Origin of the sequence: Micromonospora sp. WMMA1363 (assembly GCF_030345795.1) — a bacterium.
GTDB lineage: Bacteria > Actinomycetota > Actinomycetes > Mycobacteriales > Micromonosporaceae > Micromonospora.
Genome location: NZ_JAUALB010000001.1, coordinates 2,134,806 through 2,146,139 on the forward strand (window position 1 = coordinate 2,134,806; position 11,334 = coordinate 2,146,139).

Here is an 11,334-nt window from a genome sequence, read left to right on the forward strand (position 1 = left end):
TCAGTTGGCGGCAGCCGGCGGCAGGGCCTCGTCGGCGAGGTAGGTGCGCATCGGCAACGCCACCGGCTCCGAGCCGGTCATGCCCTGGAACGGCGCCGGCGAGTCGGCGACGGCGAACTGCGTCCGGTACAGCTCGGCGTAGAGCCCTCCGACGGCAACCAGTTCCTCGTGCCGGCCCCGCTCGACGATCCGTCCCTGGTCGAGCACGAGGATCTGGTCGGCGTCGCGGACGGTGGAGAGCCGGTGCGCGATCACCAGGGCGGTACGCCCGGTCAACGCCACCGAGAGCGCTCGCTGCACCGCGGCCTCACTCTCCGAGTCGAGGTGGGCGGTGGCCTCGTCGAGGATGACGATCGACGGTGCCTTGAGCAACAGCCGGGCGATCGCGATGCGCTGCTTCTCGCCCCCGGAGAAGCGGTAGCCGCGCTCACCGACGACGGTGTCGAGGCCTTCCGGCAGGGCACGCACGAGATCCGCGACCTGCGCCCCGGCCAGGGCCGCCCAGAGCTCGTCGTCGGTGGCCTCCGGCTTGGCGTAACGCAGGTTCTCCGCGATGGTCTCGTGAAACAGGTGTGAGTCCTGCGTGACCACGCCGATCTCGTCGCGCAGCGAGTCGAGGGTCGCGTCACGGACGTCGACGCCGCCGACCAGAACCTGGCCGTCGGTCACGTCGTAGATGCGGGAGATCAGCGTGGACAGCGTCGACTTGCCCGCGCCGGAGGGCCCGACGAGGGCGACCATCTGCCCCGGCTCGACGGTGAACGAGACGCCCTTGAGCACCGGCTCGGCGAACGTACGGTCGAGGGTGGCGACCTCCTCGAGGGAGGCGAGCGAACTCTCGGCCGCGCTCGGATAACGGAAACGTACGTCCCGGAACTCGACCCGGCCGGCACCCCGGGGCACCGGGACAGCCGCCGGATCCTCCGTGATCGCCGGACTCAGGTCGAGCACCTCGAAGACCCGATCGAAGGAGACGAGCGCGCTCATCACGTCCACCCGGACGTTGGACAGCGCGGTGAGCGGGCCGTAGAGGCGGGTGAGCAGCAGCGCGAGCGTCACCACCGTGCCGGCGCTGACGCTGCCAGTCACCGCCAGCCACCCGCCCAGCCCGTAGGTGAGCGCCTGCGCGAGCGACGCCACCAGCAGCATGGCGACGAAGAACGTCCGCGAGTACATCGCGGACTGGATACCGATGTCACGGACCCGCTGGGCCCGGTCGGCGAACCGGTCCGCCTCGGCCTCCGGCCGGCCGAAGAGCTTGACCAGCAGCGCCCCGGCGACGTTGAACCGCTCGGTCATCGTCGCGTTCATCTTCGCGTCGAGGTTGTACGCCTCGCGGGTGATGTCGGCGAGACGCCGGCCGACCCGACGTGCCGGGATGATGAAGACCGGGAGCAGGACCAGCGACAGCGCGGTGATCTGCCAGGAGAGGGTGAACATCACCGCGGCGGTGAGCACCAACTGGATGACGTTGCTGACCACGCCGGACAGCGTGGACGTGAAGGCTCGCTGCGCGCCGAGCACGTCGTTGTTGAGTCGGCTGACCAGCGCACCGGTCTGCGTCCGGGTGAAGAACTGCAGCGGCATCCGCTGGACGTGGTCATAGACCCGGGTGCGCAGGTCGAGGATGATGCCTTCGCCGATGCGCGCCGAATACCACCGCTGGACGAGGGAGAGCAGGGCATCGGCCACCGCCAGGGCGGCGATCACCAGCGCCAGCCGGACCACCAGGGCTCCGGCCTCGGTGCCGCCCCGGGTGATCGCGTCGATGACGTCGCCGGCGAGCACCGGCGTGGCGACGCCGATCACCGCGGCCAGCACCACGGTGACGAGGAAGACGACGATGTCGCGTCGGTACGGTCGGGCGAAGGCCACGATCCGTCGCGCGACCCCCCGCTGGAGCCGGTGGGTGGAGATCTCGTCCCGGCTGCGCAACGACCGGAGCATGCTCCACCCGGCCATGCCGCCACCGGCCATCGGATTTGACACACTCACCTCCGGGTCGTCGGGTCGACCGCACCGCCTGAAGCCAATTCTCCCGACGACTGTGACAACCCCGGCCGTAACCCGGATCTTCCCGAACGGTCCTTACAAACTACTCTCCTCGCCCGGCGAGATCCCGCAACCGCCGGGTCTGGGCCTCCCGCTCCGCCCGCTGTTGGTCGGCGTGTGATCGGCCGACGGCGCCGGCGAGCAGCGCCTTGATCTCCACGACCGCGGCCCGGTTACCGGCGAGCACACCGGCGGTCAGATCACGGACGGCGTTGTCCAGCTCAGCGGTCGGCACGACCAGAGTCGCCAGGCCGATCCGGTCGGCCTCGGCGGCGTCCATCCGGCGCCCCGTGGCACAGATCTCCAGAGCACGCGAATACCCCACCAACTCGACCAGGCGCTTGGTGCCGGCGAGGTCCGGGACCAGGCCGAGCGTCACCTCGGCCATGGAGAGCTTGGCGTCGTCGGCGAGCACCCGCAGGTCGCAGGCGAGCGCCAGCTGGAAACCGGCGCCGATCGCGTGGCCCCGCACGGCCGCCACCGAGATGAGGTCGGGCCGATGCAGCCAGGTGAAACCGGCTTGGAACTCCGCGATGCGGTCCGCGCACGCCTGCTCGGGCAGGGCGGACAGCTCGGCGAACGAACCCGGCCCGGACGCGCCGGCCACCGACAGATCGAGGCCGGCGGAGAACGCGCGGCCCTCGCCTCGGACGACCACGACGCGCACATCGCCGGGCAGGTCCCGGGAGAAGTCGTTCATCGCGCGCCACATCGCCGGGGTCTGGGCGTTGAGCACGTCGGGCCGACACAACGTGACCGTCGCGATCGGCCCGTCGCATTCCAGCCGTACCCCGGTCGCCTCGGCGGTCACCGGGCGGCCCGGGGCGCGGCGCTGACGAACGACGCCGCCGAGCGGGTCACGCCTTCTTGCGGCGCCGGGCGCCGCCACGCTGGCGCAGCTGCACCCCGGACTCGGTGAGCACCCGGTGGATGAACCCGTAGGATCGGCCGGTCGAGGCCGCGAGTGCGCGGATGCTCTCCCCCGAGGTGTACCGCTTGACCAGGTCCTTGGCGAGCGTCTGACGCTCGGCTCCGACGATCCGGCGACCCTTCTCAGTGCTGGTGGCTGTGCCGGTGGCTGCCATACTGTGTCCTCACGTCCCAGACTGTGCGCTTCGGATACGGTCCCACCTATTAGACCGCCTCGAACGATCATGCGCCAGATATCAACTATTCGCCAACCGACACGCTAAGCGATGTCAGCTTCCCGATAGGTGATGCCGCCGATCCGAACGGGTCGGCCGGCCGAAGGTGCGGGCACCGATCGAGTGGGCGGCGGCGACACCCGACCGGGCGTACCCCTGCCGGGCGTGACCGGTCTTCCCGGCCCCCGGGGGTGCGCCGCCCGAGGCGTGGCAGGGCGGCCACCTGATCGACCTGACCGGCGCAACCCGCTCCCCGCCCCGACGTGCGGCCAGGGTCCGTCAGGCCAGTTCGACCAGTTCGAGGAGATCATCGCTCCAGGCGTCCTCGTCGCCGTCGGGCAGCAGGATGGCACGATCCGGCTTGAGCGCGGCCACCGCGCCGGGATCGTGGGTGACCAGCACGATCGCCCCCGGGTAGCGGGCGATCGCGTCGAGCACCTGCTCACGGCTGATCGGGTCAAGGTTGTTCGTCGGCTCGTCCAGCAGCAGCACGTTCGCACCCGAACAGACCAGGGTGGCCAGGGCGAGCCGGGTCTTCTCGCCACCGGAGAGCACCCCGGCGGGCTTGTCCACGTCCTCGCCGGAGAAGAGGAAGGCGCCGAGGATCTTGCGCAGGTCGGTGTCGCTCTGGTCGGGCGCCGCGCTGCGCATGTGCTCGAGGATGGTCCGCTCCACGTCCAGGGTCTCGTGCTCCTGGGCGTAGTAGCCCAGGAGCAGCCCGTGCCCCGGCCGCACCTCGCCGGTGTCCGCCTCCAGCAGGCCGCCGAGGATCCGCAGCAGCGTGGTCTTCCCGGCCCCGTTGAGACCGAGAATCGCCACTCGCGAGCCCCGGTCCACCGCGACGTCGACGTCGGTGAAGATCTCCAGCGACCCGTACGACTTGGACAGGCCGGCGGCGGTCAGCGGGGTCTTGCCGCACGGCGCGGGCGTCGGGAAACGCACCTTCGCCACCTTGTCGGCGACGCGCACCTCGTCCAGGCCGGACAGCAGCCGCTCGGCACGGCGGGCCATGTTCTGCGCGGCCACCGTCTTGGTGGCCTTGGCCCGCATCTTGTCGGCCTGGGCCATCAGCGCGCCGGCCTTCTTCTCGGCGTTGGCCCGCTCCCGGCGGCGGCGCCGCTCGTCGGTCTCCCGCGCCTCCAGGTACGCCTTCCAGCCCAGGTTGTACGTGTCGACCACGGACCTGGTGGCGTCGAGGAACCAGACCTTGTTGACCACAGCCGCCAGCAGCGACGCGTCGTGCGAGATCACGATCAGGCCGCCCTTGTGGTTGGCGAGGAAGCCGCGCAACCAGGTGATCGAGTCGGCGTCGAGGTGGTTGGTCGGCTCGTCGAGCAGCAGGATGCCGCCGCCGTTCTCGCCGGCGTCGCGGAACAGGATCCGAGCCAGCTCGATGCGGCGCCGCTGGCCGCCGGAGAGGGTGCCGATGGTTTGGGCGAGGGCCCGGTCGGGCAGGCCGAGGTTGGCGCAGATCCGGGCGGCCTCCGCCTCGGCGGCGTACCCACCGAGGGAGGCGAACTGGTCCTCGAGCGCACCGTAGCGGCGGACCAACCTCTCGTCCGCGCTCTCGGCCAGCTTGGCCTCCAGCTCCTTCATCTGGGCCATCAGCACGTCCAGGCCACGGGCGGAGAGGACCCGGTCCCGCCCGGTCACCTCGAGGTCGCCGGTGCGCGGGTCCTGCGGCAGGTAGCCGATGTTGCTCCGCCGGTCGATCTGGCCGGCGTACGGCTGGCCCTCACCGGCCAGGACCTTGAGCGTGGTGGTCTTGCCGGCTCCGTTGCGGCCGACCAGGCCGATGCGGTCACCGGGCTGCACCCGCAACGTGGTATCGGACAGCAGGATCCGGGCGCCGGCACGGAGTTCCAGGCCGGTGGCAGTGATCATGTCGGAGGACTCGCTCTCGGGGTCTGGAAGGGCTGACTCAGGGCACGCGAAAGCGCCGGCGGGTTCGAGGCCCGTCGGCGCGGGGCGGTTCAGCCTTCGCAGCGCAGCACCCACCAAGTGTACCGGGCGGCGGCGGACCGCCCAGCCGGATAGCCGGCCAAGATCACGGCTCGTCGGCGCGCCGCCGCGAGTGGTTCACCCGGTGTTGCTCCAGCGACGGCCTGGTGCCCTCCGACCCGCTCGACGGGGCGGGCCTGATCGCGGCGTCCAGCGCCCTGATCGCGGCGTCTTGCGGCTCCCTACTGGCGTGGCGGGAGACCCTTCACGTCTCCGGGTCCCGAATCAGGACGTGCACGGCCCGGGCTGCGGCAACGGCGGCGTCGAGGACCGCGCGCCGGGGTTCCGGGACGTCGAGCAGGCGCTCGGCGCGCAGCCCCGCAAGCGGCGCGAGTCGGCGGTCGGCCAGCACGGCGTCGACCGCCCGCCGGTCGCCGCCGCAGACCAGCGCGGCCAACACCGCCACCTCCGGCAGCAGCAGGCGTACGGCCAGCTCGACCGCGTCCGCCGTGGCCGCCTTCGCCTGGTTGTCCCGCCGCCGGGCGAACCGCTGCTGGGACCAGCCGCCGGCCGCCGTGCGCCCCTGCACGTAGCGGGTGTCAACTTTCGACGCCGTCAGCTTCTCCCCCACGGCGACGCCTACCGCCACCGCTCCCTTGCGGGCGAGGAGCAGGCCAAGCCGCCGGGGCGCCTTTGCCGCGGCCACGAACCCGCCGAGGTCGCCGGCGCCGGGCGCGCCGGGCGGGCTGTGCAGCTCGGCGGTCGCACCGTCCGGGGCACTGAGCAGCAGGCCGTAGTCCCGCGGGGTCGTCTCCGGCGGACCGTGCCGCTCGGCGAAGCCGGCGACCCAGCGCGTCACCCGGCCCGGGTCCACATCGACCCAACGACCACCGCCGGCTGCCGGCCACCTGCTCACGCACCCGAACCTACGTCCCCCACCCCGCCCCGTCCCCACTGCCCCTTCCCCTTTTCACGATCTTGCGGCGTGAGCAGCGCGACGTGGCTACGGTCGTCTGTATTGCCCGTTTGCTGTGGGCGGCCGATACTGGTTGTGGTCCGGTCGTCGCTCTCGTGGTGGTTGGCCGGGGCTCGTGGGCGCTGGCGTCGACGCCCATGCGCTCACGTCGGCGTCGATCGTTATGGTGACGGCCGGTCGGACCTACGATCCTGAACGCAATGCGGGACGGCGCATCGAATGGTGTTGGGGGAGGCTCGCGACCGAGACCGGCGGCTGGTGGCTCGACTTCGTGCGGGTGACGAGTCGGCGTTCGCGTCGATCTACGAGTCGCACGGTGACGCCGTGTTCGCCACGGCGCTGTGGATGACTGAGGATCGCCAACTCGCGGCCGACGTGACCCAGGAGGTGTTCATCGCCTTGTGGGAGCGCCCAGACCGTTACGAGCCGGAACGCGGCGCGCTGCGGCTGTTCCTGATCGTGGTGACCAGGCGTCGAGCGATCGATCTGCTGCGTAGCCGCGTTGCCGCACGCCAGCGGGAGGCACGCCACGGGCTCGCTGAGGTCTCGGGTCCCGATCCCAGCGAACAGGTCGAGGCACGGCTGAAGTCGGCTGCGGTGCGCGCCGCGGTGGAGCAACTGCCAGACGAGCAGCGCCGGGTGGTCGAACTGGTGTATTACGGAGGGCTGAGTCACCGTCAGGTGGCGGCCCGGTTGGGTATCCCCGAGGGCACCGCGAAGTCCCGGGTACGGCTTGCCCTGGCGCGGCTACGCGGGACACTGCACCAGCGGGAGGGTGTGTCGTGGATCTGACCCCGCGGGATCTGGGTGCGCGCATCATGTCGGCCGCGCGGGCCCGCCGCGCTCCCGGCTTCTCGATCGAGTCGGGTGAGACCGTGGCGGACGGCCCGCAGGTGTACGAGGAACTGACCGATGTGGTCGCCGCGGTGCTTCACGGTCTGCCCAACGAGGGGTGGGCTCAGCCTGCACGGCCGTATCGCTGGTCGGTGCATGACCTGCTGGGCCATCTGCTCGCGGTGGAGCGCTACACGGCGACGCGGCTCGGTGTCCCCGGCATGGGTGGTATCCCGGAACCCGGGGACGACCACCATCTCACCTTCGCCGACGCGGTGATCGCGTTCGAGCGGACCCGTGCCCCCACCAACACGCTGGCCGATTGGTGGGAGGTGGTCGGCAGGGTGCGCGACATCGCCCGGCCCGGGCTGTTGCCCGATCGGCCGGTGGCCCTGCACGGCTTGCGGCTGCACCCGCCCGCATTGCTGGTGTTGCGCGGATTCGAGCTGTGGATCCACGCCGAAGACATCAGCCGGGCTGTGCACGCGCCACCCACGATTCCATCGGCAGGGGCGGTGCGCGCGATGGCCGAGCTGTCGATCGGGAAGCTGGTGCCGTTGGCACTGCCGGCCGTGCGCGTGGCGCCGGCGCGCGATGTGCGGGTCGTGCTCACCGGCGCCGGCGGCGGTACCTGGAACCTGGCATTGGGTGATGGGCAGGCGTCAGCGCTGCTGGTTCTGGACGTTGTCGAGTACTGCCGCTACGCGGCGGGCCGCCACGACCGCGCCGATCTGGACGTGCATATCGAGGGCGATGCCGCGTTGGTCGAGGACGTGTTGGCCGCCAGCCGTCTTCTGGCCGTCTGACGCGCCTCGCCGTTGTGTCGTTCGCGGACGGCGGCCTGACGGCAGCCAACCAGTTTCGCGACGGTGGTGATCCGGTGCGGTCGGTGGTTCCGAACCCTCGTCAACCGCCCACCAGGACCGGTGGGTATCTCGGGACGAGGAGACCGACATGCTTTCCAGATCATCACGCACCCGCCGCTTCGAGGTCGTCCTGGCCGCCGCTGGGCTGCTCACCGTCGTGCTGGCTGCTTCCCCCGCGGTCGCGCTCCAGGCCGACATGCCCGACCCGACACGCTCACCGGTACCGCTGTCCAACAAGCCTGTCGCGTCCAGCCTGCCGCCGAGTGACATCACGTACCGGCCGACCGACCCGACCGACGAGCCACGGGTTCCCGCGTACTGCTACCGGATCGCCAGCGGGCGGTTCATCGTCGGTACACCCGGTGACGACACAATCGTGGGCACGGCCGCGGACGACGTCATCATCAGCCTCGAAGGCGTCGACACCATCGATGGAGGCGGTGGCAACGACCTCATCTGCGCCGGAGAGGGCAACGACATCGTGTCCGGCGGTGCTGGCGACGACACGATCTACGGCCAGAACGGAGCCGACACCGTCGACGGCGGTGCTGGCGACGACACGATCTACGGCCAGGCCGGCAGCGACAGGATCGACGGCGGACCCGGCGGGGACACGATCGAGGGTGGCGGCGACCCCGACATCATCCGGGGCGGGGCCGGCGACGACACGGTCGACGGATTGACCGCCCGGGGCCGCGATCTCATCAGCCTGACCTACTCGACCTGCTTCCTCCGCAACCGCACCGGCCCTGCCGGTGATGCCGACCAGATCTACGGTGGACCTGGCAACGACCTCCTCTACGGGGGCCCAGGTAACGACTGCATCAGCGGTGACGACAACGACGACCGCGTGTACGGCGGGCATGGACAGGACCGGCTCGCCGGCGGCACCGGAGCGGACCTGGTGTTCGGCGAAATCGGGAGTGACACGCTGTACAGCGGCCCGCGACAGTTCATCTTCCAGCGGGGTGCGCCCCCGCTGCTCGACAACGCAGTCGATCGCCTCGTTGGCGGAGCCGATCACGACGCACTCCACGGCACGGCTGAGGACATCCTCGCCCAGTAGGTGCTGCGGGACACCCCACCGCGGCGCTGACCCAGCCTGAGGGTGGGGCAGCGCCACTCGCCCACCTGGACGTCGGCATGTCGTGACGACGGGGAGACCCCGTCCCCAGCCACATCGAGTAGATCTTGTCTGGGTGTCCCCGAAACGCGTCGGGCGCGGCGCCCACGGCTGCCGCGCCCGATCTCCGAACGGTCCAGGTCAGACGTTGAAACCGAGGGAGCGGAGCTGGTCACGCCCCTCGTCAGTGATCTTGTCCGGCCCCCACGGCGGCAGCCAGACCCAGTTGATCCGGATGTCGTTGACCAGCCCGCCACCGGGGCCGGTGGTCAGCGCCTGTCGCGCCTGGTCCTCGATGACGTCGGTCAGCGGGCAGGCCGCCGAGGTGAGCGTCATGTCCAGGGTGGCGACGTTCTCGTCGTCGACGTGGACGCCGTACACCAGGCCCAGGTCGACCACGTTGATGCCCAACTCGGGGTCGACGACGTCCTTCATCGCCTCCTCGACGTCGGCGACGGCGGCCTTGCCGCCGCCGGTCGCCGGTCCCTCGGTGGTCGCACCACCGGTGGCCGCGGCACCGGCCGCCGGGCCCTCGGCGGCAACCGGGGTCGCCTCGGTCGCGGTGTTCTCGCTCATGCCTTCACCTCCGTCGGGCTCACGCCCACGCCGGCGCGCGCCGCGGCGTCCTTGAACGCCATCCACGGCAACAGCGCGCACTTCACCCGGGCGGGGTAGCGGGCGACGCCCGCGAACGCGACCCCGTCACCGAGCACGTCCTCGTCCGGCGTGACCTGGCCACGGCCGGACATCAACTCCACGAACGCCTCGTGCACCACGAACGCGTCGCCGACCTCGCGGCCGGCGAGCAGTTCGTGCAGCACGCTCGCCGAGGCCTGGCTGATCGAGCAGCCCATCCCGTCGTACGACACGTCGTGCAGCACCTCGCCGTCGGTGGCCACGCGTACGGTGACCTCGTCACCGCAGGTCGGGTTGACGTGGTGCGCCTCGGCGACCGTCGCCGCCGAATCGTCCGCGTCGCGCAGGCCACGGCCGTGCGGGTGCTTGTAGTGGTCCAGGATGATCTCCTGGTAGAGCTGGTCGAGCTGCATCAGTCGAACACCTTCCGCACCTGCTCCAGGCCCGCCACCAGCACGTCGATCTCCTCCTTGGTGGTGTAGAGGTAGAACGACGCACGGGTCGTCGCCGGCACTCCGAACCGGGTGCAGACCGGGCGGGCACAGTGGTGGCCCACCCGCACCTGCACGCCGAGCGAGTCGAGGACCTGCCCAACGTCGTGCGGGTGAATGTCACCGAGCGCGAACGAGATCGTGCCGCCCCGGCCGACCGGCACGGTCGGACCGAAGATCCGCAGCCCGGGCACGGTGGCCAGGGCGTCCAGGGCGTACGCGGTCAGCTGCTTCTCATGCCACTGGATGGCCCGCATGCCGATCCGGGAGAGGTAGTCCACGGCCGCGCCGAGCGCCACCGCCTCGGCGATCGGCGGGGTGCCCGCCTCGAACCGGGCCGGCGGCGCGGCGAAGGTCGAGCCCGCCATCGCCACCGTCTCGATCATCGACCCGCCACCGAGCACCGGCGGCATCGCCGCCAGCAGCTCCGAGCGGCCCCAGAGCACGCCGATGCCGGTCGGGCCGCACATCTTGTGCCCGGTGAAGACGATGAAGTCGGCGTCGTAGTCGACCACGTCCATCGGCATGTGTGGCACCGACTGCGAGCAGTCGAGCAGCAGCAGGGCGCCCACCTCGCGAACCCGCTGGGTGATCCGCGAGGTGGCGTTGACGGTGCCCAGGATGTTGGACATGTGCACCAGCGAGACGATCTTCGTCCGCTCGGTGACCAGGTCCGCCAGGCCGGACTCGTCGAGACGCCCGTTGTCGGTGACCGGGAACCAGCGCAGGGTCGCGCCGGTGCGCTCACAGAGCAGCTGCCACGGAACGATGTTCGAATGGTGCTCCATCTCGGAGATCACCACCTCGTCACCGGGCCCGAGACGGAACCGCGGGTCGGCGTCCGGCCGCAGCGAGGCGTTCGAGAACGCGTACGCCACGATGTTGATCGCCTCGGTGGAGTTCTTCGTGAACACCACCTCGTCCACACTCGGGGCGTTGACGAACGCGGCGACCTTGGCCCGCGCGTCCTCGTACGCCTCGGTCGCCTCGGTGCCCAGGGTGTGCACCGAGCGCGACACGTTGGCGTTGTGCCGCTCGTAGTGCTCGCGCAGCGCGTCGAGCACCTGGCGCGGCTTGTGCGAGGTGTTCGCGCTGTCCAGGTAGACCAACCGGTTGCCGTTGACCTCCCGGTCGAGGATCGGGAAGTCGGCGCGCACGGCGGCCACGTCGTAGCGCGGCACGTCGTCGTACTGCGGCATGCCGGCCGGGATCACGATGGAACTCATGCCAGCACTCCGCTCCGCTCCGTGCGGCCCTCCGGCGCGCCCGG

Annotated in this window: 11 protein-coding genes; 3 read left to right on the top strand and 8 right to left on the bottom strand. The window is 70.9% G+C overall.

Annotated elements, in window-relative coordinates; all coding sequences use genetic code 11:
* From QTQ03_RS09720 to QTQ03_RS09740, 5 genes are all read right to left on the bottom strand, one after another.
* Positions 1-1,977, bottom strand: a complete 1,977-nt coding sequence (locus QTQ03_RS09720) for an ABC transporter ATP-binding protein (RefSeq protein WP_289280752.1) — start codon at positions 1,975-1,977, stop codon at positions 1-3.
* A 118-nt stretch (positions 1,978-2,095) separates the two neighbouring features.
* Complete coding sequence (locus QTQ03_RS09725) at positions 2,096-2,863, bottom strand: enoyl-CoA hydratase/isomerase family protein (protein WP_289277699.1); 768 nt, start codon at positions 2,861-2,863, stop codon at positions 2,096-2,098.
* A gap of 46 nt (positions 2,864-2,909) precedes the next feature.
* Positions 2,910-3,137 (bottom strand): helix-turn-helix domain-containing protein, encoded by a 228-nt coding sequence (locus QTQ03_RS09730; protein ID WP_007462679.1) that lies wholly within the window; start codon positions 3,135-3,137, stop codon positions 2,910-2,912.
* Positions 3,138-3,476: 339 nt separating this feature from the next.
* Positions 3,477-5,081 carry an ABC-F family ATP-binding cassette domain-containing protein gene (locus QTQ03_RS09735; protein ID WP_289277700.1) on the bottom strand — a complete coding sequence of 535 codons (1,605 nt, stop codon included), beginning with the start codon at positions 5,079-5,081 and terminating at the stop codon, positions 3,477-3,479.
* A 322-nt stretch (positions 5,082-5,403) separates the two neighbouring features.
* A complete protein-coding gene (locus tag QTQ03_RS09740) occupies positions 5,404-6,054 on the bottom strand; it encodes an acVLRF1 family peptidyl-tRNA hydrolase (protein ID WP_289277701.1) in 651 nt (216 codons plus the stop codon).
* Positions 6,055-6,372: 318 nt separating this feature from the next.
* Here QTQ03_RS09740 and QTQ03_RS09745 point away from each other — a divergent pair, with 318 nt between their 5' ends.
* The 3 genes from QTQ03_RS09745 (at position 6,373) to QTQ03_RS09755 (ending at position 8,880) form a co-directional block, all read left to right on the top strand.
* Positions 6,373-6,906, top strand: coding sequence for a sigma-70 family RNA polymerase sigma factor (locus QTQ03_RS09745; protein WP_289277702.1), 534 nt, complete (start codon positions 6,373-6,375; stop codon positions 6,904-6,906).
* Positions 6,897-7,754 carry a maleylpyruvate isomerase family mycothiol-dependent enzyme gene (locus QTQ03_RS09750; protein WP_289277703.1) on the top strand — a complete coding sequence of 286 codons (858 nt, stop codon included), beginning with the start codon at positions 6,897-6,899 and terminating at the stop codon, positions 7,752-7,754. The genes QTQ03_RS09745 and QTQ03_RS09750 overlap by 10 nt, the downstream gene beginning before the upstream one ends.
* Positions 7,755-7,902: 148 nt before the next feature.
* Entirely contained in the window at positions 7,903-8,880 is a 978-nt protein-coding gene (locus QTQ03_RS09755; RefSeq protein WP_289277704.1) for a calcium-binding protein, read from the top strand.
* Between the two features lie 198 nt (positions 8,881-9,078).
* Here QTQ03_RS09755 and QTQ03_RS09760 read toward each other — a convergent pair whose 3' ends face one another.
* The 3 genes from QTQ03_RS09760 to QTQ03_RS09770 are packed head-to-tail and all read right to left on the bottom strand — an operon-like array spanning position 9,079 to position 11,290.
* A complete protein-coding gene (locus tag QTQ03_RS09760) occupies positions 9,079-9,513 on the bottom strand; it encodes a metal-sulfur cluster assembly factor (protein ID WP_289277705.1) in 435 nt (144 codons plus the stop codon).
* Positions 9,510-9,986 (bottom strand): Fe-S cluster assembly sulfur transfer protein SufU, encoded by a 477-nt coding sequence (gene sufU, locus QTQ03_RS09765; protein ID WP_289277706.1) that lies wholly within the window; start codon positions 9,984-9,986, stop codon positions 9,510-9,512. The genes QTQ03_RS09760 and sufU overlap by 4 nt, the downstream gene beginning before the upstream one ends.
* A complete protein-coding gene (locus QTQ03_RS09770) occupies positions 9,986-11,290 on the bottom strand; it encodes a cysteine desulfurase (protein WP_289277707.1) in 1,305 nt (434 codons plus the stop codon). The genes sufU and QTQ03_RS09770 overlap by 1 nt, the downstream gene beginning before the upstream one ends.
* Positions 11,291-11,334: the final 44 nt, after the last annotated feature.

What these genes read in the sequence shown, in the direction of transcription:
- QTQ03_RS09720 (WP_289280752.1), bottom strand. Translation starts at nt 1,977, where the DNA reads ATGGCCGGTGGCGGCATGGCCGGGTGGAGCATGCTCCGGTCGTTGCGC.
- QTQ03_RS09730 (WP_007462679.1), bottom strand. Translation starts at nt 3,137, where the DNA reads ATGGCAGCCACCGGCACAGCCACCAGCACTGAGAAGGGTCGCCGGATC.
- QTQ03_RS09735 (WP_289277700.1), bottom strand. Translation starts at nt 5,081, where the DNA reads ATGATCACTGCCACCGGCCTGGAACTCCGTGCCGGCGCCCGGATCCTG.
- QTQ03_RS09755 (WP_289277704.1), top strand. Translation starts at nt 7,903, where the DNA reads ATGCTTTCCAGATCATCACGCACCCGCCGCTTCGAGGTCGTCCTGGCC.
- QTQ03_RS09760 (WP_289277705.1), bottom strand. Translation starts at nt 9,513, where the DNA reads ATGAGCGAGAACACCGCGACCGAGGCGACCCCGGTTGCCGCCGAGGGC.
- sufU (WP_289277706.1), bottom strand. Translation starts at nt 9,986, where the DNA reads ATGCAGCTCGACCAGCTCTACCAGGAGATCATCCTGGACCACTACAAG.
- QTQ03_RS09770 (WP_289277707.1), bottom strand. Translation starts at nt 11,290, where the DNA reads ATGAGTTCCATCGTGATCCCGGCCGGCATGCCGCAGTACGACGACGTG.